The sequence below is a fragment of the Vibrio cholerae ATCC 14035 genome (genome assembly GCF_000621645.1).
Classification (GTDB): Bacteria; Pseudomonadota; Gammaproteobacteria; order Enterobacterales; family Vibrionaceae; genus Vibrio; species Vibrio cholerae.
In genome coordinates, this window is the sequence record NZ_JHXR01000010.1 from 26,483 (window position 1) to 50,573 (window position 24,091).

A 24,091-nucleotide genomic window follows, 5' to 3' on the forward strand; every position below is an offset into this window, starting at 1 on the left:
ACAGCAACAGCAACAGCAACAGCAACAGCAACAGCAACAGCAACAGCAACAGCAACAGCAGGATTCGTCATCTGGCTCCTCCGGTCAAGAAGTGCAAGAAGACTCATCAGCAAATCCCTCAAATACAGCTAAGGAGCAAGAGGCGAGCTCTCAAACAAAAGGCGCATCGACGCCTGATCCACAGCAGGATCTACAAGAGAGTACTGAGCCCAAAGCGAATGCAAAACCACAGGAGCAACCAAACGCTGTGGATGATGCGCAAGCTGGGGAACCCAGCGCGCACCAGGAGCAATCAAAAGATCCGAAAAATGGGCAGCCAAGTGGAACCGAGCAAAACGATGAGCAGAGTGACAAAGCCAATGCCGCTCAGCCCTCCGAGTCGGTCACCACCTCTTCTGATCCCAATCTTGACCCTATGTTACGTAAGTTGGAGCAAGTCGAGAGTGCTCGCGATCCGAGTGCACTACTGCGCGCGCAATTTATTCTGCAAGCCCAACGTAAACCTCAACCCACGGAACCCGATCAGCCATGGTAAAGATACACGCACCGTTTCAATCCGTACTTTTTTGGCTAACGCTGCTGGTAAGTTTGCTGGCACTTCCCGCGCATTCCGCTGATTTAGTGGCCAGTGTCAGCAAAAATAAAGTGGTCAAAAATCAAGTGTTTCAGCTGCGAATTGTCAGTCATGACAAAGTCTCTGCTGATGCCCTCGATTTTTCCCAACTGGAGCCTGACTTTTTTGTTGGCCAGCCGAGTTTTGCCTCCTCGACCAATATCATCAATGGCAACTACTCACAACGCAGTGAATGGACCGTTGCGCTTGCGGCGCAAAAAGTAGGCATAGTGACTATCCCAAGTTTCCAGTTAGGGAGTCACCAAACCTCCCCTATCGCGATCCAAGTGACTGAAGATCAAGACCAACCTGCCCAGGAAGAGTTGGCGGAGGTACGCAGCCGTTTAGAACGAACAGAGCTTTATCCTGGTGAAAGCACACTATTCCACGCGCAGTTGATCATTAAGGAAGACATTCGTCGCCTGCGCGACCCCAAGATTACCCCACCGAAAGTCGAGGGCATGCGTTTAGAATCGGCGAGCGAGCCGAAACAGTATCCGAGTGTGCTCAATGGGGTAGAAGTGACGATTGTCGAACAATCCTTTCGCATCACCGCTGAGCAGGCAGGCCAGTTTACCTTAAGTGAGCCTGTGCTTAAGGCCGGCTTATTGTATGGTAACCAATACAGTGGCAATACTCGCTTAATCCCAATACTGACTAAGGCCAAAAACTACTCAATCCAAGTATTAGAAAAACCCAAACACTATCAGGGCACTTGGCTGCCCACCGCCAAGCTGAGCCTGACTCAAGAGTGGCAAGATGGGCAACAAAAGCTCGACTCAACCACTGCCTACTCGACTCAAGTTGGCCATGCCATTACTCGCGAGATTCGTCTGCAAGTCAGTGGGTTGACTCAACAACAATTGCCAAACATCCACATCCCATACCCAGAGAGCATCAGCGTCTATGCTGAGAAGCCGCAATTTAGTACGCTGGATAATGGCGATACCGTAATGACCTTCAAGCAAGTGCTGATCCCTCGTCAGGCAGGAGATATTCACTTACCCGAGTTCAACCTCAACTGGTGGAACACCCAGACACAAGCGGAGCAGACCAGCCAAGTGGCAGGCATGACTTTGCAAGTCAAACCCAGCGAAGAAACGCCTGTATTACCCACGCCGAGCCAGCCGAGTACTCCTGAGATCCAGCAGGTCGTCGACGCTGGCTATTGGCCATATATCACTCTGCTGTTTGCGCTGCTGTGGCTCAGTACGGCCCTCTTGGCTTGGATGTTGTGGCGTCACAAGCACACCGACCCTCAGGCGAACCATAAAACGAAAGCGGCCTCTAACGCACCGTCTTGCGCCTATCAAGCCGTGCTACAAGCTATCGAGCAACAAGACTTACTGGCTCTGAGCCCAGCGTTACGTACTTGGCAAAAGGAAGTGATGCTGAATCAAGAAGAGGAGCAAACCCTGACGGCTCTTGTCCATACATTACAGCAAGCTTGTTTCTCGGAGCGGACGGAGCAACCGGATTTCAATCCCTTGAAAAATTGGCTTGTGGCTAAACAGAAACAGCAGGGGAAAATGCAGCGCAGCCGTTCATCCACTTTACCACCGTTATAACTTTGGCTTTGACAGGAGGCTGACAATTTCATGTCCTCGAGGGATAGCTTGTTAAGCGTGGTAAGAGTAATTTAGAGCGCGATGAAAAATGGTGGAGAATGTGGCTAGGTGTGGTACTTCTCTGTCGTCAGTTAAAAGGTCAATCACTGGGAGGACATCCATGACCAATATCAATACCAAAGCCGCCACTGTGCTCGGACTAAGCCTGATTATCGGGCTTTCCGCACTGGGCTTCTTGGTACAACAAATGGCGGTTAAGTTTAAAGAGTACGAGCGCGTTGTGGCGGTGAAAGGGCTGTCTGAACGTGAAGTGGTGGCCGATACCGTCATCTGGCCAATTCAATTTACCGTTGCGGATAATCAGCTCTCTTCTCTGTTTGCCACTGTCGATCAGCAAACTCAGCTCATTACCCAATTCTTAGTGGAAAAAGGCGTGGATCGCGCAGCGATTTCCCTTTCAGCACCTGCTGTGATCGATAAAAAAGCTCAACAATATGGTGAAGACCGCGCTGAGTTTCGCTATTTAGCGACTCAAACCTTGACCGTGTACAGCAAACAAGTCGATCAAGTACGCAAAATCATTAGCGAAATTGGTCAGTTGGGTAAGCAAGGCGTGGTTTTTAACCAAGATCCTTACAACAATCGCGTTGAATTTAGCTTCACCGGGCTCAATGCCATCAAACCAGACATGATTGAAGAGGCGACGAAGCAGGCAAGAGAAGTCGCGCAGAAGTTTGCAAAAGATTCGCAAAGCACGCTAGGCAAGATCAAAACGGCTTCACAAGGACAGTTTTCCATTACTGATCGTGATAACAATACGCCATACATCAAAAATGTACGCGTAGTCACCACCGTTGAGTATTACCTGTCCGATTGATACACCCTAACCATTTCTCGTAGCAACAGTGTGGGCAAGATGAGAATCACGTCTTGTCTATGCTGATAGGGATGAGGCTGATGGGGATGAGCTCACTGAACAGCAACACTAGGGTGTTTGGGATAAGAGCGCATTCATCGAAAGCAAAAAATGAATGGAAATCCATTTATTAGAAATTCATTTTTTAGAAAGCAATTTTTGTTAGAAAACAATGTTAGAAAATAATCTATTAGAAAGTAAAAAGGGGCGTGGTTTTCACCACGCCCCTTTTAGAATCAATCTGAGCTAATTACAGCGCAGTAACTTGAGCAGCTTGTGGGCCTTTTTTGCCTTGCTCAACGGTGAAGCTTACACGCTGGCCTTCAGCCAGAGTTTTGAAGCCTTCAGAAACGATAGACTTGAAGTGTACGAACACGTCTTGACCGCCGTTGTCTTGAGAGATGAAACCAAAACCTTTAGTTTCGTTGAACCATTTTACTGAACCAGTCATTTTCTGAGACATAGTAACCTCTGATATATATTTGCTATGAGTTTATTTGGCTGATAACGAAAGCTATTGAATGGTATATCAAGACAAAGTTGACGCAGGTTTAACGAGAAATCGATAACGATCTGAGATTGAACTTTCACTGAATTTAACATTAACAACTCTTACCTAAGAGCCGAGGTAAACTATACACGTATTTTTTCGAAACGCTACATTTATTTGTGTTATTTGCCAAAGCGTAAGAAATCTGCTGGATAATGCTACATTTCTACCTGTATGCAGTCGATATTTTCAACAATAACGCCAATAACCTGATTCCGTCCTTGGCTTTTCGCTCTGTACAAGGCTTTATCCGCTTCTGCATAGAGCTGATCAAATTGAATCTCTCGCGGTTTATAACGAGAAGCAGCATAACCAATCGATACGGTCAGTAGCTCACCACTGGGATTTTCGCAGTGTTCTATGCATTCAGCTTCAATACTTTTACGAATATTTTCAGCCAGTAAGTGAATCTCCTCGGCGCTTCGATTGGCGACTAAAAGCAGAAACTCTTCCCCACCAATACGACAGAACAGTTCATGCTCAGATTGCGCATGTCGACTGAGGATATTACCAATCCGCATCAGAGCAATATCGCCTTCAAGATGACCATAGCAGTTGTTGAAAAGCCCGAAATGGTCAATATCGAGCAAGATCACGCCATAATTGACCACCTCTTTGATGGTCTGTTCGCAAGTTTGCTCCAGTTGGTGCTCAAGCATACGGCGATTCCCTAAACGAGTCAGCGGATCTAATTTCGCCATTAAATCGAGTTTTTCGTTGGCTTTTTGCAAATCACGAGTGCGATTACGCACCTCAAGCTCCAGCGTTTCATTGAGTACCGAGATCGCTTCTTGGGCTTTGGCTCGCATCAAGACTTCGGTGAGGTTTGAAGCAAACATACGAATCACTTCACGCAGTTGTGAAGTCAAGGGGGAACGTCGGATCAAATTATCCGCCGCAATAAAGGCAATCGGGGTGCCTTTGTCGGTGAGCATGGTCATCGCCGTCCAACCATAACCTACAATTTTACAGTCGTGATAGATGGGAACACTCTCTTTAAACACCACTTCGTTTGGGTACACTTTGGCAAGGTCGACAATGTCATTTTCATGCGTTGAACCACGGAAATAGGATTCATCGACAATATTGCCTTGAATATCCGTCCCCCACGTCCCCTGAATATAAGAGCAAGCTTCATCTGTCAAAAACACCGCCATGCGATCAATCCCCATTCGGTTGATCGCAAAGGTGACTGCCGATTTACACACTTCACTGACTGTCATACAGCGAGACAGTTCGACCATGCTGGCATGCAGCATACGTACGTTTTGTTCCTGCTTTTTACGAATATAAATTTGCGCGAGCAATGAGCCAAACGACTCAAGCATCTGTTTTTGATACTCGGTAATCGGCTGCCGATTGATATAGTTGTCGATGGCAATCCAGCCTATGGTGTCATTACCATCACGCAAAATCAGCATGGCATTCCAGCCTTGTCCCACTACCTGTCCGACGGTGTACAAAGGCACATCTTCTACCACCATCAAAGTGCACTCTTCATTGGATAAAGCTTCGAGATATTGAGGCTCTAATTGGTGCAGATCATACTGGGTGTGCTGTTCATCAATCGTATTACCGTGCTCATCGGTACCATAAGTACCGCTGAAGCAACGCTTTTTCATATCAAGCAACAAGAGCGCGGATCGATCAAACCCGAGACGATGTCGCATAGCCTCGACCGATGCGCGGTGTAGCTCATCAAGATTGGCGGGGTTGGACAACTCGAGCGCGACTTGATGCACCAGCTTCATGTTGTCAATAAACTGCTCTCGCTGACGAATTTCACTAAGGTACTGCGCCTCACGTAAATCACGATTTTTAAACTCTTTCGATGCTTCAATTTCCGCTCGTAAGCATTGCCATTTCGCTGCAATTAACTGTAAAAAATCCAACTCACCGGATTGAGTGCTCAGGTGTACTTTATCGACGCATGCCGCTTGAATGATCAGATAAGTCCGATGCTGAGGATGATTATCCAGCATAAAAATAAACGACTCACCGCCCATCACTGGCAAATAGTTCCAGCGACAGGTATTGATGGCAAAAGGGATCAAGCCATCGGAAGTATCAAACTGCGCAGCCCATGCCCAAAAGGCTTCAGGATACGCTTCTAGCGGCGTAAACGTGTTGGAAGAGAGTAAGGTGTGACCTGCCACGTCTTGAGATGGTGCTCGTACGATCCCAGCTGATTGCGATAATAGAAATGTCGTTAAGTACTCAAACGTGGTCTCGGCCAACATTCGATAATTACGACTTGAGGTAACTCTTTTGAGTAGGGTTCGAGGAAACATGCGCAGCCTGACTTAATCTTTGTTTTATGCGAAATCATGGCCGAAATTCTGATAAGCAATCAATTGGTTATCCTTCTGGCAGTTAACTACGCCGCACTTTTTTTAGATAACTGATCGCATACTCGGCACAGCCAGCATTTTTGCGAGGTTGTTTCCATTTATTGCATCAATAGCATGCTCTTTTTGAATTTTTTCTCATTAATGAGTCAGTTTTTTTGTGGTTGCCGTCTCCTTGTAATAGCCCAGTTTTTTCAAATCCCTTCCCGAACGATTTGGACTTTGAGGTAGACACACTCTCTTAAGCGCTGTGCGGAGTGTGAAGTCAGCATGGCTAACCACACCATAGCTTCAAGTAGCAAGAAGATATCTGCTAGAATTAGGCGCAGTTTGTTTCCATCTTGGGTCTCCTATGCGTCTTTTCTCTGCCGTACTGCTGTTATTGCTGATTTTCCCTAACCTGAGTTATGCGCAAGTCGATTTAGTGAAAGTGGATAAATCGAAACGGCGTATGTACTTACTCCAAGGCAATGAAATCATTCGTGAGTATCGTATTGCTCTAGGAAAATCGCCTAAAGGGCATAAGCAGCAAGAAGGCGACCAACGCACACCAGAGGGACACTATCTTTTAGACTTTATTATTGAAGATTCGAGCTTCTACCGTTCGATACACATTAGCTACCCCAACACTCGCGATCAGCAGCTCGCTCATTTGCGCGGCGTAAATCCCGGTGGTGATATTAAGATTCATGGCTTAAAAAACGGTGATGAGAGAGAGCCGAGTTTCGTACAAAGCTTTGATTGGACGAACGGCTGCATTGCCATTACCAATCAAGAAATGGATGAGTTTTTAAGCCTAGTTCAGCCCGGTGTGCCCATACATATTGAGTGGTAAATGGGTTGGTCTCGCGCTGAAAACGCAGACCAAGAGATCGCCACAACATGGCGCAGCAATCCAGTTTGGTTACTGTTTTAAAGGTTTGACTAAGGATTCTAGCCCCTCAATTTTGATCGCTAGGCAGAGCTCCAGTAACACGCCTAGCTCTCCTTCTGGAAAACCTTGTTTTTGAAACCAAAGTAAATAAGGTTCTGGCAAATCAATCAAAACTCGACCTGCGTATTTACCAAATGGCATTTTCATTTGTGCCAATTTTATAAGATGCGTTTTCTCAAACATTGTGAATATTGAATATCGTCGATAACTCAGCGGGCAGACTAAAGCGAAGCGTGAGAAAAGTAAATCTCTTCCTGCATCTGGATGCAGATAAAAATAGCGGAATAAATGTGATTCACCACCCACTATTTTATTTTTTGTTAGCGTATTCTCAATTTATTCATTTGTCAGATGACGAATGGCTATTTTCATCCATAATCAAAGTGGGTTTGAAATGAATCATTTCAAATAGGTGAAAATATGAGAACGCACAACAACTCTAGTATCTGGTTTACCCTCGATTATAAAATCGCTTTCTTCTTTCCTGCGTAATCCCTTCTCGCGTGGATGACTAGGCATGTTTTTGCAGTCAATCGACTGCAATCCGGTTTTGTTATTCCGCTGTCTTACTCGCTTGACGCATGGCTTTATATACCCACACCACTTGGAATTGCAGGTAGTAGGCAAGGGTGTTCATCCCCATGAGCATAGATAAACTTTGGGATTGGCGGTGAACGAACGTTGCCAACAACGCTGCAGCCTCAAGTAAGCAGGGGATATCGCTTACTGCCAGATATCGACAATTTTAAGTCTATCTAATGACTTATATTGGTCTTTATCTGTGTTTAGTTAAGCCATTGAAGAAAATATAAATATGCGTTTTAAGCTTTGTAAGCATTAAATATGCATTCGCTTCGACGTAGATATTATTTACGTCATAGCTGCATAGTGAATCAATCTCAGCACAAGGAATTTCATTTATTCCTTGCACGACTTTATATTTAAATTTTTAGGAATACCCAGCATGGAAAATTTTAAACACTTACCAGAACCTTTTCGTATTCGTGTTATTGAACCTGTTAAACGTACCACACGGGAATATCGTGAAAAGGCGATTTTAAATGCCGGAATGAACCCCTTTTTGCTCGATAGTGAAGATGTATTTATTGACCTGCTCACCGACAGCGGCACTGGCGCTATCACGCAGGAGATGCAAGCCGCCATGTTCCGTGGTGATGAAGCCTACAGCGGCAGCCGCAGCTACCACGCACTCGCGAGAGCGGTTAAAGATATTTTTGGTTATGAATACACGATTCCAACCCACCAAGGTCGTGGTGCAGAGCAGATTTATATTCCTGTTTTGATTAAAAAGCGTGAAAAAGAGAAAGGACTCGATCGCAGTAAAATGGTCGCCCTATCTAACTACTTTTTCGATACCACTCAAGGCCATACCCAAATCAACTGCTGTGTTGCTAAAAACGTGTACACCGAAGAGGCATTTGATACCGGTGTTAAAGCCGATTTTAAAGGTAACTTCGACTTAGAAAAGCTCGAACAAGCCATCCTTGAAGCGGGCCCGGCAAACGTCCCATATATTGTCAGCACCATCACTTGTAACTCTGCGGGTGGCCAGCCGGTTTCGATCGCCAACTTAAAAGCCGTGTATGAGATTGCCCAGCGTTACGACATTCCCGTGATCATGGATTCTGCTCGTTTTGCTGAAAATGCGTATTTTATTCAGCAACGTGAGCGCGATTACCGCAACTGGAGTATCGAAGAGATCACGCGTGAAGCTTACAAATACGCCGATGGACTCGCGATGTCGGCCAAAAAAGATGCCATGGTGCAAATGGGCGGTTTACTCTGCTTCAAAGACGAAAGCTTCTTTGACGTATACACCGAATGCCGAACCCTGTGTTTGGTGCAAGAAGGCTTCCCTACATACGGTGGCTTAGAAGGCGGTGCGATGGAGCGGTTGGCGGTTGGCTTATATGACGGTATGCGCCAAGATTGGCTCGCTTATCGCATTAACCAAGTGGAGTATCTGGTCAATGGTTTAGAAGCGATTGGGGTTATTTGCCAACAAGCTGGCGGCCATGCTGCGTTTGTCGATGCGGGTAAACTGCTGCCTCACATCCCAGCAGATCAATTCCCTGCTCACGCTTTAGCTTGTGAACTCTATAAAGTCGCAGGCATTCGCGCAGTAGAAATTGGTTCACTCCTGCTTGGCCGTGATCCTGCAACCGGAAAACAGCATCCTTGCCCAGCCGAATTGCTCCGTTTAACCATTCCACGCGCGACTTATACGCAAACACACATGGATTTCATCATCGAAGCATTTGAGAAGGTGAAAGCCAATGCTCGTAACGTCAAAGGATTGGAGTTTACTTACGAGCCACCCGTGCTACGCCACTTTACGGCTCGCTTAAAAGAAAAAGCCTAATACGGTATTGAAAAAGTGCAGCCTGCATAGGCTGCCTTTTTTTGACCTGAAAAACATAACAACAAAATCAACAATAACGTGAAACCCAAGGATTTTATCATGTCGAAACAACCCTCACTGTTTGGGGGAGCCTGCATTATTGCCAGCGTCTGCGTAGGTGCTGGTATGCTTGGTCTCCCCAGCGCAGGTGCCGGAGCATGGACTCTCTGGTCTATGTTGGCGCTCGCTTTAACCATGGCGGTCATGACGCTTTCAGGCTGGATGCTACTTGAAGCCTTTAAACACTATGATCTTCGAGTCTCGTTTAATACCGTGACCAAAGATATGCTAGGCAACCATATCAATCGCTTTAACAACCTGACCGTTTACTTTGTCGGTGGCATTTTGTTGTACGCCTACATCACCTCTTCTGGTTTGATTTTGCAGGATTTACTGCATATTAATAGCAAAATAGCCTCGATACTGTTCGTGGCGGTATTTTCCGCTTTCGTTTGGCATTCGACTCGCGCAGTGGATCGCATCTCAGTTATTTTGATCGTATTTATGGTTCTGAGTTTTATTTTTGGTGTTTCAGGATTAGCGATCAATGTGAAAACATCCATCCTATTTGACACCCTAAATCAAAGTGGTGAGTACGCTCCTTATGCGATGGCAATGCTGCCCGTTGCGCTGACCTCGTTTGGTTATCATCACTCCGTTTCATCCATGCGTGCCTATTACGGCGAAGAGCGCAAAGCCAAGTACGCGATTTTGGGAGGCACAGTGATTGCGCTAAGTCTTTATGCGCTTTGGCTATTTAGCATTTTTGGCAATTTACCTCGTGCCGATTTTGCGCCTGTCATACAGCAAGGTGGGAATGTGGATGTGCTTTTAAAAGCCTTAGGTTCGGTGGTGGAGTCGGAGAAAGTCTCACAAGCGATCAACGCCTTTTCGATGGCCGCAATCCTATCTTCCTTTATCGGCGTTGGCTTAGGCGTATTTGATTTTCTGGCCGATTTATTTCAGTTCAGCAACTGTAAACAAGGGCGTACCAAAACTTGGCTGGTCACCTTTTTGCCGCCTCTCATTCTCTCTTTGCTGTTCCCATTCGGCTTTATCATTGCGATCGGTTACGCAGGCGCAGCCGCCACTATTTGGGCCTGTATTATCCCAGTACTGCTTGCGCGTAAATCGCGCACTTTAGCCAATGGTGCGCAGGGGTTTGTCGTACCGGGAGGCAATCTAGCTCTTGGACTTGTTCTGATTTTTGGTGTGCTTACCGCGGTTTTTCATATGATGGCGATGGCCAATTTGTTACCTGCGTTTAAGGGATAACGTCAAAAACAACCCCATCAATACAAAGAAGCCGTAGCGAAACAATTTCTTACGTATCGCCGCGGCTTCCCTATTTTATAGCGCAGACAAGCATATCGATGAGATCTAATCTCAGCATTACATAAACCCTTACAATTACTCGCTATGACATAGGCCAGCAATATGACTAATCTTTAATCAACCAAGGAGCTGGCTATGAAAAAATTTAAGAATATCTTATTTGCAACTCAAGGCTTACCCGGACACAGTGACGCGTTGGAGCAAGCGATTCAACTTGCTTACAATAACCGCGGTCAACTTGCTGGTTTGATTGCATTTCCAGCATTTCCTGCCGATCTACAACGCTATCAAGAACCCTACGAGCAATCCTATCTGAACACTTTGATGGAAACCGTAGAGGCGTGCCGTTCACAGCACCACATCCATAAAGATGAGGTTCCTTTTCCTTTAATGGTTAAGCACAGCGAGCAACCCGCGGTCGCGATTATTAAGTCGGCACTCAACCATCATATCGATCTGTTGATCAAAGAAGCGGAACCTATGACTCATAGTCAGCAAGGTTTTAAAGCTTTGGATATGACACTGCTGAGAAAATGCCCTTGCCCGGTTTGGTTGCATCGCCCGTTAGCCAAGCCAAAAGCCAATCGGCGTGTTGCGGTGGCTATCGACCCTATCACCACGACCGAGCAGCAAAAGGCCCTAGCATTGCGTTTACTCGAATTATCACGCTCAATTGCCAACACGTGTGACAGTCGCCTGCATATTGTTTCCTGCTGGGAGTACTATTTAGAAAACTATCTGCATGATCAGGTATGGATTCAAGTTGAGCAGCAGCAAATCGCAGAAGAAATCGCACAAGCAAAAATCAGACATGAGCAAGCCTTACGTCAACTGATTGATGAATCAGGCATTACAGGCGAGTTGGTGATACACCATCTACACGGTAAACCCGATGAACTGATCCCCGAATGGGTCACGGCAGAGAATATCGACATTCTAGTGATGGGGACTCTCGCTAGAACCGGTATTGCAGGCTTTGTGATTGGCAATACGGCAGAAAACATCGTTCAGTCGATTGAGTGCTCTTTAGTCGCTCTTAAACCAGAAGGATTCGTTTCGCCGATCAAAAACGAGTAAGTAATGCCACATTGGGTCAACCGACCTTCATCTGTTGGCTAGACCGTTGTGATCCTTAGTCTAAGGAGGATGTGATGAAAAAGTTCTGCCCACACTGCCACTGTGAAATGTTGGAGCGTGCCAACCTCTATATCTGCCCAAGAAATGCGATCGGTGATTGTGTTTACGACGCCATGCTCACGAATGAGCTACCGCTCGTCAGCCTGCCTTTTGACTCAGAACGCAGCCATTTTGATGAGCGACCTACACCCTTTGACTCACAATCAAAGTAGATCATGCGTCACGCTTCCACCAACGAACTCGACGCTATCAACAATTAGCCTATACTTTTCAAAGTAGTAGATACCTGTACCCGCTCAGGACGTCGCAACAAGGACGCACTGAGCGGCGTTAATATGACATCGAAGAGGCTGCCATCTTGAAGACAGGACTCGATAAGCATACATCCCTCACCCCAAATACAGTGTCGGCGAGATTACTTCCTTTCGCCGTTTTACCCATCCTTCTATTTGGGTGGGTGTTTTATTGGCATCAAACCGGTGGTAACGCTTGGCAAGTCACTTGGGTTCCTGGGCTGGATCTGAATCTCAGTTTCCGACTTGACGGGCTCTCTTTTCTTTTTGCCTCGTTGATCACAGGCATCGGTGCCTTGATTCAAATCTATGCCCTCGCTTACATGAAAGAGAAAGCGGCGCGCTTCTCATTTCATCTCTACCTCACTCTCTTCATGCTCGCCATGCTTGGCGTGGTGGTAAGCGACAATATTTTACTGCTGTTCATCTTCTGGGAACTGACCACCATCACTTCCTATCTGCTGATTGGTTTTAATCATGACAAACCAGTCTCACGCAAAAATGCCCTACAGTCACTTTTAGTCACGGGGGCCGGAGGACTCGCGCTGTTAGCCGGACTGATTTTACTTGGCTTGATGGCCAATAGTTATCAAATCAGCGTCATCATTGAACACGCGGATCACATCGCGCAACATCCGTGGTTTATGCCTTCGCTGATTTTAGTTTTACTCGGTGCATTCACTAAATCTGCGCAATTTCCATTCCATTTCTGGTTACCCAATGCCATGGCCGCACCGACACCGGTGAGCGCTTACTTGCATTCAGCGACCATGGTTAAGGCTGGAATCTATCTTTTGGCCCGCTTATCACCGATTTATGCCAGTAGTGATTTTTGGTTCTACTGCTTAACCATTGTGGGCGCGGTAACGGCACTTTGGTGCGCGCTACTGGCGTTCAAGCAAACCGATCTAAAACTGATGTTGGCCTACAGCACCAATGTTGCGTTAGGCAAATTGACCCTGCTGCTGGGATTAGGTACCGAGGTCGCGCTGACCGCTGCTGTGTTGTTTATTTTCGCCCACTCATTTTACAAAGCCGCACTCTTTATGGTGGTCGGCAATATTGATAAAGCGACGGGCACTCGAGAGCGAGAAAAGCTCGGCAACTTAAAATCCGTCTTGCTGCTGAGCCTTATTGCTGCGGTTATTGCCGCTTTATCCAAATCCGGTGTTGCGCCTATGCTCGGATTTTTGAGCAAGGAGTACATGTACAAATCCAGTGTGGAATCTGGCATTGCGTGGATTTCGCTGGTCTTATTACTGATTAATGCGCTGATGGTGGCGTTAGCCATCGCACTACTTTACAAACCCTTTTTTGGCCAAGCGACCAAGGAGAGTGAAAGCCACCCACCCAAAGCGATCGAACAGAAAAAATCCCTTTGGCTACCTGCGATGGGATTGGCTATCGCCAGTTTCCTACTGCCTGTTTTTGCCCTGGATTGGATTAACCAGCATTTAGTCATACCAGCAGTCATGGCGATGGATCCAAACAGCGTTCCACAAGCCGCAAAATTATGGCAAGGCTTCAATATCCCGCTGGCTTTGAGTGGTATCACGCTTGTGTTAGGGGGCGTGCTGTATCTGAACTACGCAACCCTAGTCACATGGCTCACGCGCCTAGTGAAGCCGCTGCCCAAAGCTGAGCAAATGTTTGATGCCGTGCTGGCTTATTTAGCGACATTGGCAAGCTGGCAAACGCAAATGCTGCAACAAAAACGCTCAAGCGGTTATATGCTGCTATTTTTTGCCGTTTTAGCCTTAATACTGCTCTATCAGCCGCTACCTTTACCAGCCACTTTCAGCGCCTCGCTGTTTGATGTTCATTTTTATGAAGTCGCAATTGCGCTCGCACTCATCGCTTCTGCGCTGTTGTGTGTGCTGAGCACGTCTCGTTTGCTGTCGGTATTAGCGCTCGGCATGGCTGGATTTATGACGACGCTGGTCTTTATGATTTACAGCGCTCCTGATGTTGCCAAAACCCTTTTGCTGGTCGAAACACTGATGGTGGTGTTTGTGGTGCTTTTGATGCGTCATATGCCCTACTTGTCGACGGTCGCTCGCCATTCTGTAGCGCGTCGCACATTGAATGCGGTGATAGCCAGTGTGATTGGCGCATCCGTAACCTTAATCCTGCTCAATATCACAGCGCATCCTATCGATACCACTTTGTCTGACTATTTTGCGCAGCAGAGCGTTCCCGGCGGTCATGGCCGCAACATCGTCAATGTCATTTTGGTCGATTTTCGTGCCTTTGATACCTTGGGAGAAGTCATTGTGGTCATCATGGCGAGCCTTGTCGCGATTAGCCTCTTACCCAAACGAACCGAGCAACCACAGAAGATTCATTCTCTAATCTTTGCCACTACCGCACATATTGTGACTGCCTTGATGCTGATGTTTTCCCTCTATCTACTGCTGAGAGGACACAATGCTCCCGGCGGCGGCTTTATCGGCGCATTGATCGCGGTGATCGGCTTTTCGCTGCTCCTCTTCGCCGAATCGCCCCAATACGTGAGAGATCGTCTCCACTTCTCGCCACTCAATATTGCCCTGTTTGGCATTCTGCTCAGTTTTATGGCAGGAGCCATGAGTGTCGCGGTCGGTTTACCTTTCCTAACTGGATTATGGTGGAAAGAAATTTTACCGCTTGGCACCCCACTGCTCTTTGATGTCGGCATCTATCTGGCGATCATCGGCGGTGTCATGAGCATGTTGCTGCGCGTTAAGGAGGAACTCGACTAATGGAAGGATTATGGAGCATTGTTGTCGGTGTTTTTGTCGCCGCCGGTATCTACTTAATGCTAGAGCGACACTTACTGCGCTTATTGTTTGGCCTGATCCTCCTCAGTAGTGCGGTGAACTTGGCCATTTTTACCGCAGGACGCTTAACCCCCGCCTCACCACCATTAATTGAGGTAGGAGCCTTGTTACCAGCGGAAGGTGCGGCGAACCCGCTGCCACAAGCCCTGATTTTAACCGCCATTGTGATCGGTTTTGGCTTACTGGTTTTTGCTTTGATGTTGTTTTACCGAGCTTATTTTGAGACTCGCAGCGCGGACGTCGATGAGATGCGTCGCTCAGAGGAGGAAGAATGACCGCGATTGGGTTGACCTTACCCGTTGTGATCTCACTGCTCACCGCAGTTGCGATCTTTTTAGCGGGGCGTAATCGTTGGCTGACCAACGGTTTGAGTGTGATCTGCAGTGTCATCAATCTCTTTACTGGCGCTCTACTCACGATCACCATTTACACTCATGGCCCAGCATCTATTGCCTTTGGGCAATGGCCAGCCCCCTTTGGCATCGTTTTTGTCGCTGATTTATTGAGCGTCGGTATGGTCATGGTGACGGCCATTATTGGTTTGGTTAGCGTTATCTATGCGATTGCCGATTTAAGCGCCAAACTCTCATACGCGCGCTACCACGCACTGTTGCATGTTCTACTGGCTGGTGTGTATGGCGCTTTCTTAACGGGGGATATTTTCAACCTTTATGTCTGGTTTGAAGTCATGCTGATCGCTTCTTTCGGCTTGATGGTGTTGGATGCAAACCAGCAGCAAATCGATGGCGCCATCAAATATGTGCTGCTCAATCTTATCTCTACCTTGGTGTTTTTACTTTCGATAGGACTGCTTTACGGTGCCACAGGAACCTTAAACCTCGCAGATTTACATGACAAAGCTCAATCCCTCGCTCCTGAGATGAAAACCATGCTCGCTGGATTGCTATTGTTCGCGTTTTCTATCAAAGCAGCGCTGTTTCCTCTGTTTGCTTGGCTACCGGCGTCTTATCACACCTTGCCGAGCGCCATTGTTGCCCTGTTTGCTGCTTTACTCACCAAAGTCGGTGTCTACGCTTTGCTGCGGGTCTTCACTCTGGTGTTTCCGCTCGATGGCAGTGGTTGGCAACCGGTTCTACTGGGGATTGCGGCGCTGACCATGCTCACTGGCGTACTCGGTGCAGCAAGCCAATATGACATTAAAAAAATCCTTTCTTTTCATATCATTAGCCAAATTGGCTACATGATTATGGGACTGGCCATTTATACTCCTTTGGCCATCACAGGGGCGATTTTTTATGTTATTCACCATATCTTAGTAAAGGGGAACCTATTTCTGATTGGTGGCCTGATTGGCAGAAAGTACGGCACTACACAATTGACGCAGCTCGGCGGAGTCTATCGCGCCATGCCCTGGCTTACCTTTGGCTTCTTACTCGCCGCCTTCTCTTTGGCGGGCTTCCCTCCTCTGTCGGGGTTTTGGGGCAAGTTTCTAGTCATCAAAGCGAGTTTGGCTGCTGAGCTGTATTGGCTTGCCGCAATTGCGCTATTGGTTGGCCTGCTAACGATTTTCTCGATGACCAAAATTTGGAATGAAGTGTTTTGGAAAGATGCTCCTGCCGCTCTACCGCAGGAGACGTTAGCCCGCTCAACACTCGGTCTTTATGCACTGCCGATCCTCGTGCTCACTCTGTTTAGCCTAGTGATTGGTTTGGCTGCGCAGCCGTTTTACCAATTTGCAACCTTAGCGGCAGAACAATTATTAACGCCAACCGCTTATATCCATGCTGTTTTGGGAGGCTCAAAATGATTTATCTCTTCCTCAACCTCTTTCTTGCCACAGCGTGGATGCTGCTCAATGGTGACTACTCCAGCTTGCAATTCTTATTGGGATTCGTGGTGGGTTTTTGGGCATTGCGCCTCAGCCAGCCATTTGGCTTAAAAACCACTTACTTTCGCCGTTTTAGAGCCATCACCACTTTAATTCTCTATTTCATCTACGAGATGGTCGTCTCTGTCGCACGAGTCGCATGGGATGTCGTGACGCCAAAGCATCTGAGCGATCCTGATATTGTCTACGTGCCATTAGATGCCCGCAGCGATCTTGAGATTACCCTTTTGGCCAACATGGTTTCGCTCACTCCCGGCACTTTAAGTCTCGATGTTAGCGAAGATAGACAATATTTGATCGTTCACGCGATGTTTGCGCCAGAGCACCAAGCGGTGATCAACGACATCAAAAATGGTCTTGAAAAACGGATACTGGAGGTCACTCGTGGATAATTCATTACCGCTGGCGATTCACTTCGCCTATCTAGGACTTTTGCTTAGCTTGGCAATGGCGTTTATCCGCTTAGTGTTAGGCCCATCGCTCGCCGATCGCGTGGTGGCTCTCGATTTAATTTCCTTTATCACCATAGGCTTTATTGTCGTTTATAGCTTAGACAGTGGTCAGCAAACGCTATTGGATATTGCCTTAACCCTAGGCTTAGTGGCTTTCCTTGGCACCATAGCATTTGCACGATTTATCGCTAAACGAAAAGGAGAACTTTAATGTCGATGTTAGCGGCCCTCTTACTGGTTCTCGGCACCTTATTCACGCTATTTGCGAGCCTAGGCATTTTGCGCATGCCCGATCTCTATACTCGCATGCACGCCGCCACCAAAGCCGGTACCGCAGGCTTGTCTCTATTGCTCCTTGCTGTCGCGCTCTGTATGCCTGAGATTGGCGTAATATCACGACTGGTTGGCATCATGCTGTTTATTTTTCTGACCGCTCCCGTTGCGGCTCATTTACTGGGTAAAGTCACACAACAAGCCGGCTATGCTTTCTGGCGTAATCAAGACGCGGCCAAACAGAAAAAGGCGCAGAAGTAGTTTGCTGCCTATCCATCTCTTCCAGCCAGTGATGGCCTTGCCACTACTGCTCATCACTCATCCGTTCGAAAGCCCTAGCGCATCACGAATTGTTCTTCATGAAACTGGCGTGACAAATCCACTTGGTAAGGTTTAAGCGCTTTTTTCAGACTATTGGAAAATGCGATTGGCCCACAGAAATAGATTTCGAAACGGCTTAAATCTCCACATCGGCGCGCAATGTCATCTGCTGACAGATGAGGATCAACGCTCGAATCTATAATGGTTAATGAAACCCCAGCCAACTGCGCTTTGTGGCGAAGTTCTGCGCACAAATCCGGATCAATTTGATGGCAACAGAAAAAAAGATGTACTGGTGGGTGTGCTCTCTCCCTCATTAACCAGTCGAGTCCAGCCATAAATGGCGCAATCCCAACGCCACCACCGATCCAAATCTGAGGTTGCTGAGTCGAAAAATCAAACTTGCCATAAGGGCCTTCGACTTCCAAAGACTCTCCGTTTTGTAAGCGCTGATGCAGCCCCGTTGTAAAATCACCCAGCTCTTTAATCAAAAAGCGAAGTTGGGAGCCCTGATGAGCACAGGCGATAGTGAACGGATGTGGTTCTTCACCGGCAAACTTTAAGTACGCAAACTGCCCAGCCTTGTGACCTAACCAAGGCTTATCTAATTGAATGGTTAAATCCAAGGTTTGACTGTTAGGGCAGTAATGAAACGCCTTAACATGAGCCGGATAACGAGATTGTCGACCGACCAAACCGAGCAAGCTATAACATGCAGCCCATGAACCCACCACAATAAACAGCATTGTTAGCCAGTAAATTGGCTCACCCCAATAGGCTTTTTTCAGCAAGATCACACTGTGCAAAGCAATCAACAAATACACCACCGCCATCAAGCGGTGAGTCAGTCGAAACGGTTTGTATTTAATGGCCGACCAAAGCGAAACCACCAACAGCACAATCAAGGCGTAGAATCCCCACTCCCCGATTTCCATCGCCAAAGGCTTAGCCTCTTTTAGCCATAAAGCCAAACCGGATAGGTTACTATTTGGGCCAGAACCGTTAAGGCGGGCGGGTTTCGTCAGTAGTTCGAGTGAGATAAGCCATTTAGGAATCTGGTAAGCAAGCCAATGCAAGATCCCCAGTAAGAGTGCGGAGATCCCGATCCATTTATGAATGCGATAGCCTTTGTCTATGCCACGCGTCCAGCGTTCTACCGAAGGTAAACGTAGCGCTAATAACATCGCCAACGACATCAACATGAGCGCCAGAATACCGGAGAACTGCACTAAACCTGATCGCCACTGAAATAAGTTTGTTGACCCAAACAGTGTAGGTTCAGCCTGTACCCATAACAGAGTGACGATGCCAACCATTACCCAGAGAGTGTATTTAACCCTGTTCATAACCTAATTCCGCTTTATCAATAAGGTTATTTTAAAGTAACAAACCTAATGTAAAGCGCTGTCGCAGAAGGGTAAAGTTGAGTAAAGATCAAAAAGGCCGCCCGTTATACAGGCGGCCTTTCTATTTTGAAATAATCAAAGTGTCACGATTAACGTGCGCGATTCTTCACATGTTTTTTGACTTTTTTCATCGCCATTTGCTGTTTTAGTGGTGATAGATAGTCGATAAACAGATTGCCAGAAAGGTGGTCAATTTCGTGTTGCATGACAATGGCAAGGAAATCGCTCGTTTCGATGCGCAGTGGCTTACCCTCACGATCCAGCGCTTCCACCACGACAGAAGTATAACGCTCCACATCCGCGTAGTAGTCTGGCACCGATAGACAACCTTCTTGACCCATCTCTTTATTGCTGCCACTGACCACTTTTGGGTTGATCAGCACCAGTGGCTGGTCACGATTGTCTGACAAATCAATCACCACAATCGCTTCTTCGCGGCCTACTTGCGGTGCTGCCAGACCAATACCGTTGTCCGTGGCGTACAGGGTATCAAGCAGGTCGTCAATTAAGGTTTGTACTGAGGCCACATCCGTGACCTGTTTGGATTGAACACGAAGTCTTGGATCGGGTGCAGTAAGAATCTCTAGAACAGCCATGGTTTCCTTGGAGCATTAGTTGAATAAAAATAACGCGGCGTAAGATAGTGTTTTCTCTCCCAGTTGTAAACCAAGGCCGATAGTTGCAAAAACAATGTTTGGCGAAAAAATAAAGCCAGTCAAACGACTGGCTTTGCAATGAATAACTTAAAACTGGCCGAGATATTCCCAGTGTCCATTAGTTGGATTGGGATCGGTTGGGTAAGGGAAATAACCATACTTCGTCACTTTCAAGCGGTAGTAGTGGTAGCCACCTCTAAACGCATATTGATAAATATCGTTCACGTTGCCACGCTGACCATCACTGCCCCACACGCCCATCGCGTCTTGTTGATACCATTCCAGCAGCATCCGCTCAAAGCTGGCCAGATCGCGATTGAGCTCAGTAAGAGTCTCTTGAATAGAAGAGTCACTGCCTAGCCAAATCCAATCTTGGTTTGACGCTCCGCGCGTTGGGAATGCCTCCCCTTCGCCCGGACGCTTTTGGATAAAGTAATGGTTTTCACCTTCGATTTGACCAACAAACACTGCGTTATAAGCGTTGTCCCACGTGGTTGAGGTGCGTTCATCCCATGTCAGCAAGCGTGATACACCAAAGTAGCTTTGCACACGTGCTTCAACGCTCACACCCTCGGCTCTGTTGAGCTTGATTGGGTTGAAAGCAAAGTTAATGTGGTCATCTGCCGAGCCAAGGTATTTCCAACCTTGATCACTGGTTTGGTCGGTCGGGAACGCCCCAGCTTCAAGCGTGCGCATCACAAAGTAGTCGCGCGTGCCCGTTTCTGGATTCGGGTAAACATACAACGCCCCTGCACGGCGCTCCGCTTTTGTCACACCATTGTTGAGCACGCCGCGCCCATAGTGTTCGGCCACAAAGGCATCAAACTCAGCGATGGTCGCAAAATCCGTGTTCAGCAAAGTCTGGTTCTGGGCGAAGGTTTTCGTCATATCGATGACTTGGCTGTAACCGTATTCCTGACCGATGATGATTGGACCTTTGAGCTTATCCAGCGGCGGATTCTGATCTGGCGTGAAACGTGTCAGCGTTGAAGTACCGTTAAGGTCACTACAGCTCAAACTCACTTGGGTAGGTACACCTTTTTCCATCGATAAGTTAACGTGGAACTTGTTACTTTCGGTCGATTTATGACGATTGCCATCCAGTGCGATGTGGGTTGAACCATTGCGATGTTCCACCACTAACTCACAACGACGTTGAGAAGCTAAGGTTCTCGACAACACTTCGCTATTACGAATTGCATAGCTCCAAACGCGACCTTCAGCGTTATTTTTCACGCCTTCGACTTGCTCACAGCGGCCATTGCGAACAAAACCTGCCCCGTCATGACTACCGTTATTGTGCGGCTTGTTTAGAGTACACAGTTGCACTTCTCCAATCTCCGCATTCGGAGTGTAGGTCACATTGCCTGCACCAAATTGTGAAAGTAACTCGTACTGCCCCACTAGCGAATCAATCTGATAATCGTTATACCAGCGCATATCTCGGCTACCTTCACACACGTTACGCTGTGCATTTAAGCCGCCAACAAACGTCGCGCTTTGACCATTGGTATTGGTGTAATCAAAGCGGCAAATTGGCAGTTGTTGCCCATCAATCAGTAGCGTCTGCCATTGGTTATTTTGGATTTGGGCTTGAGTGAGATCCCCGACCGCTTGCCAACCTTCTAGCTGATACTCACCTTGCTCTGGCTGTGGCAGCTCAAACAGGTTGCCATAATTTGAGTAAACCAGAGGATAGATTTGGCTAGGGTTCTCATTCTGCGGATCGTAAATCCCCAATAAGGTCACTACCGGCACACCCACTTGCTGGGGTTTGGGTGTATCCGTTTCGACGGCTTTATAACGTTGCGTCGCCTGATCCCATTGCACATAGCCGCTTGGGCTGTGGCTATCTAGGTTGAAGCCGTTGTTCATCCAACGCTGTGCTTTGCGCGACTGAGCCGGATGCTCCAAGGTAAAGCGGCTGATGGTGCCAACGTACTCTTGCTCTCCGCCATTTTGCGCATCACGTAAGAAACGAAACGCATCTTTAAACGGTGGCACAATATCATCACCTTGCTGTTGGGTATAAACATCGCCTTTCCAGTGTAAGTTACCAATAAAGCGTTGGTGGAACGCATCCCAACCCCAACCGGACTCCATATCGTGAATCGAGGCCATGTACGGCCAATGACCTAAGCCATAGTTATGCCCAAGCTCATGAGACCACTCGTTACCTGTCGTCGCCTCCAGTGTCACGATGCCACCGCCACCACTGCCGCCATGCACCACGACTTGCGGTAAATCCGTGTCTTTTTTGGTGTAGATGCCCACATTGGTATGGGCTGTGATGTGGTTAAAACGTCGATTGTACTGCTGCGAATAACCCGCACTGCTCACAATACCGACGTTGGCATTGTTGATACCCGTAGAGACCATGGCTTTACCGATCGCTTCACGCATATCACCGCTGTGCCAACCGCCCGTACTTGCGCTCTTATCGGTATACACCACACCGTTTGGCATGGTCACGACTGGGAAATGCGCTGGCGTATAATCGGCCATCACCAGTTTAGAGGCTGGAATTTTCTGGAAATAATCCGCCGCAAGCGTAGGCAAGTTTTGGATCATGGTGTTGCGATCCCGCGGTGGCATTAACATGCCGATATCGATGTTCTGGATCACCAACTCAGGCGCACCGCCAAACTGGATTTCACCTTGGCTGAGCACCCCCTCACGGCCTAAGTTGTCAGTCAGGCGCAGCGATAGTCCCGGCTTCATCCAATCCCATTGCAGGGGCAGCGACCATGCATGATGCGAAAATACCACTTTCATGCGGCCATTTTCTGGCTGATCCGACGCGGCCAGAGCACTGGGCGGCAGCATCAAGATGGTTTGCACTAATTCGCCATCGAGGAACACTTCGGCGCGGACTTGGTTAATCTCCTCACCTTGCTGCGGCGTAAACAGCAGTAAAGCTTCACGGTTCATGATCGCATCGAGATGGCCTTGCCCAGTCAGCTCATTGCCCTTGGGCGCAACCGAAGTATGGGTTTGCGTGATGCTCAACCCGCCTTCTAAACTGCCTTGCAAATGGTTCGGGGTTGGGATCTCATCAGCAAAGCCAACTCGAGCTTCCTGAGTTGTGAAGCGCACCACTTTCGGCTCAGCGCAATCGACTTGATTGCAGGAACTGAGGGCTATTTCATACTGGGTTTCTGGCTTAAGCCCACCCACAAAGAAACCCGCAGAAACATGGTCATAACGTCGAACATCACTGTGATCACTGAGGTTAGTGACCGTGAGTGTCACTGAGTCCGTTTCGTTTTGCCCAAGCCAGTCAAATGACACACCGACATCAGACAGGCTCGAAACGGTTAACGAGCGAATCTCTGGCTTTACTAACGCACCGCAATCATTGGTTTCGGTGCGATAGATGACATCACGCTCCCAAATGTAGCTGCCGTCGGCACGCTTAGAGCCGTGTGACGCAGGAATGTACTCAATAAAGCAGCCTTGCTCGTCTGATTCGTAAACACCAAATTCACGGCTCATGAGATAAAAACCGCCGTCATACATCATGAATTCCCAACTCTGATCGACAAAGTCAATCACGTTGCGATAAGGCGTATCATCGCCGCCTTGATAAGGCAGAAAAGGGAACTGCAGATCATTTTTGTAGCTCAGGCGATAGTCCGTCCCTTTGTAACGGATCCAGCGTTCGCCATTGCGCTCAAATACCCCTTCTCCACGTTCGGCCATGGCTTTAATCGATTCTAGCCGCTCAACGGTTTTTTCGCCGATCTGCACCAGAGTGAGCTCATGTTGCGCCCACGCCGATGTGCTTCCCAATAGCCCAGCTATCAGAAGCGTTAATGGTTTCTTGTTCATGGTTGGATTTCTCATTTTGTTTTTCTTGTGGTTAGCGTGCGTGATGCGACCTGAATTTCGGCCGCAGTAACCCTCGAAACCTAGGGTATTCACACCACAATAGGTTCCGGACATAGACAACCGAGTTACGGATTTATTATTAGTTACCGAATGGCATTTCGGTAGAATCGCTGCTTCTACAACGAGATAAGGGTTCCAACTCTGTGAAGATGGCTTCTTGGAAATGAGACTCTGTGCCAAAAAATATGCAAATGATTACACATAAAATCAGCAAATAGTTACACAACAATCAATTAAAGATGATGATATGTAAGCACTTTACAATTCGAAGTGAAGAAAATGCCCACCTTCATTGATGGGCATTGAGA

20 protein-coding genes and 1 pseudogene are annotated in these 24,091 nt (G+C 47.5%); 15 read left to right on the forward strand and 6 right to left on the reverse strand.

Annotation, left to right across the window (positions count from 1 at the left end; genetic code table 11):
* The 3 genes and pseudogenes from T411_RS1000000121560 to T411_RS0107060 all read left to right on the forward strand — a co-directional run.
* Window positions 1-535 (forward strand): annotated as a pseudogene (locus tag T411_RS1000000121560) (hypothetical protein); the annotation flags it as partial.
* Window positions 529-2,181, forward strand: coding sequence for a BatD family protein (locus T411_RS0107055; RefSeq protein ID WP_000238822.1), 1,653 nt, complete (start codon window positions 529-531; stop codon window positions 2,179-2,181). The pseudogene T411_RS1000000121560 and the gene T411_RS0107055, both read left to right, overlap by 7 nt.
* Before the next feature lie 160 nt (window positions 2,182-2,341).
* The gene (locus tag T411_RS0107060; RefSeq protein WP_000181878.1) at window positions 2,342-3,058 is read left to right on the forward strand and encodes an SIMPL domain-containing protein; all 717 of its coding nucleotides are present in this window, start codon (window positions 2,342-2,344) and stop codon (window positions 3,056-3,058) included.
* Window positions 3,059-3,347: 289 nt separating this feature from the next.
* Here T411_RS0107060 and cspE read toward each other — a convergent pair whose 3' ends face one another.
* Complete coding sequence (gene cspE / locus T411_RS0107065; RefSeq protein WP_000078819.1) at window positions 3,348-3,560, reverse strand: transcription antiterminator/RNA stability regulator CspE; 213 nt, start codon at window positions 3,558-3,560, stop codon at window positions 3,348-3,350.
* Window positions 3,561-3,805: 245 nt separating this feature from the next.
* Window positions 3,806-5,803 carry a GGDEF domain-containing protein gene (locus T411_RS0107070; protein ID WP_001912115.1) on the reverse strand — a complete coding sequence of 666 codons (1,998 nt, stop codon included), beginning with the start codon at window positions 5,801-5,803 and terminating at the stop codon, window positions 3,806-3,808.
* Window positions 5,804-6,347: 544 nt separating this feature from the next.
* Between T411_RS0107070 and T411_RS0107075 the strand changes: the two genes are divergently transcribed.
* Window positions 6,348-6,830, forward strand: a complete 483-nt coding sequence (locus T411_RS0107075) for a L,D-transpeptidase family protein (protein ID WP_001236188.1) — start codon at window positions 6,348-6,350, stop codon at window positions 6,828-6,830.
* 69 nt (window positions 6,831-6,899) lie between these two features.
* Here T411_RS0107075 and T411_RS0107085 read toward each other — a convergent pair whose 3' ends face one another.
* Window positions 6,900-7,112: a DUF3820 family protein gene (locus tag T411_RS0107085; RefSeq protein ID WP_000462097.1), complete on the reverse strand. Its 213-nt coding sequence runs from the start codon at window positions 7,110-7,112 to the stop codon at window positions 6,900-6,902.
* Window positions 7,113-7,349: 237 nt separating this feature from the next.
* On the opposite strand from T411_RS0107085, the gene tnaC reads away from it, so the two are divergent.
* The 11 genes from tnaC (at window position 7,350) to mnhG (ending at window position 17,770) form a co-directional block, all read left to right on the forward strand.
* Window positions 7,350-7,421, forward strand: a complete 72-nt coding sequence (tnaC, locus tag T411_RS1000000121565; protein ID WP_071908331.1) for a tryptophanase leader peptide — start codon at window positions 7,350-7,352, stop codon at window positions 7,419-7,421.
* 472 nt (window positions 7,422-7,893) lie between these two features.
* Window positions 7,894-9,312 carry a tryptophanase gene (gene tnaA / locus T411_RS0107090; protein WP_000427052.1) on the forward strand — a complete coding sequence of 473 codons (1,419 nt, stop codon included), beginning with the start codon at window positions 7,894-7,896 and terminating at the stop codon, window positions 9,310-9,312.
* A gap of 99 nt (window positions 9,313-9,411) precedes the next feature.
* A complete protein-coding gene (locus tag T411_RS0107095; RefSeq protein ID WP_000043400.1) occupies window positions 9,412-10,626 on the forward strand; it encodes an aromatic amino acid transporter in 1,215 nt (404 codons plus the stop codon).
* 195 nt (window positions 10,627-10,821) lie between these two features.
* A complete protein-coding gene (locus T411_RS0107100; protein WP_000713805.1) occupies window positions 10,822-11,763 on the forward strand; it encodes a universal stress protein in 942 nt (313 codons plus the stop codon).
* A gap of 74 nt (window positions 11,764-11,837) precedes the next feature.
* Window positions 11,838-12,035 carry a hypothetical protein gene (locus T411_RS0107105; protein ID WP_000712921.1) on the forward strand — a complete coding sequence of 66 codons (198 nt, stop codon included), beginning with the start codon at window positions 11,838-11,840 and terminating at the stop codon, window positions 12,033-12,035.
* 245 nt (window positions 12,036-12,280) lie between these two features.
* Complete coding sequence (mbhE, locus tag T411_RS0107110) at window positions 12,281-14,857, forward strand: hydrogen gas-evolving membrane-bound hydrogenase subunit E (RefSeq protein ID WP_000500259.1); 2,577 nt, start codon at window positions 12,281-12,283, stop codon at window positions 14,855-14,857.
* Entirely contained in the window at window positions 14,857-15,210 is a 354-nt protein-coding gene (locus tag T411_RS0107115; protein WP_000398830.1) for a Na+/H+ antiporter subunit C, read from the forward strand. Before mbhE ends, T411_RS0107115 begins: the two co-directional genes overlap by 1 nt.
* Entirely contained in the window at window positions 15,207-16,703 is a 1,497-nt protein-coding gene (locus T411_RS0107120; protein ID WP_000125094.1) for a proton-conducting transporter transmembrane domain-containing protein, read from the forward strand. The genes T411_RS0107115 and T411_RS0107120 overlap by 4 nt, the downstream gene beginning before the upstream one ends.
* Window positions 16,700-17,176, forward strand: coding sequence for a Na+/H+ antiporter subunit E (locus T411_RS0107125; RefSeq protein WP_000639706.1), 477 nt, complete (start codon window positions 16,700-16,702; stop codon window positions 17,174-17,176). The genes T411_RS0107120 and T411_RS0107125 overlap by 4 nt, the downstream gene beginning before the upstream one ends.
* Complete coding sequence (locus T411_RS0107130; RefSeq protein WP_000370509.1) at window positions 17,169-17,447, forward strand: cation:proton antiporter; 279 nt, start codon at window positions 17,169-17,171, stop codon at window positions 17,445-17,447. Before T411_RS0107125 ends, T411_RS0107130 begins: the two co-directional genes overlap by 8 nt.
* Window positions 17,447-17,770 carry a monovalent cation/H(+) antiporter subunit G gene (mnhG, locus tag T411_RS0107135; protein WP_000062160.1) on the forward strand — a complete coding sequence of 108 codons (324 nt, stop codon included), beginning with the start codon at window positions 17,447-17,449 and terminating at the stop codon, window positions 17,768-17,770. The genes T411_RS0107130 and mnhG overlap by 1 nt, the downstream gene beginning before the upstream one ends.
* 74 nt (window positions 17,771-17,844) lie before the next feature.
* Here the strand turns inward: mnhG and T411_RS0107140 are convergent, their stop codons facing one another.
* The 3 genes from T411_RS0107140 to T411_RS0107150 form a co-directional block, all read right to left on the reverse strand.
* A complete protein-coding gene (locus tag T411_RS0107140) occupies window positions 17,845-19,176 on the reverse strand; it encodes a ferredoxin reductase family protein (protein ID WP_011929348.1) in 1,332 nt (443 codons plus the stop codon).
* A 149-nt stretch (window positions 19,177-19,325) separates the two neighbouring features.
* Entirely contained in the window at window positions 19,326-19,832 is a 507-nt protein-coding gene (gene def / locus T411_RS0107145) for a peptide deformylase (protein WP_000279461.1), read from the reverse strand.
* 147 nt (window positions 19,833-19,979) lie between these two features.
* A complete protein-coding gene (locus T411_RS0107150) occupies window positions 19,980-23,723 on the reverse strand; it encodes a M66 family metalloprotease (RefSeq protein WP_001035989.1) in 3,744 nt (1,247 codons plus the stop codon).
* Window positions 23,724-24,091 lie beyond the last annotated feature (368 nt).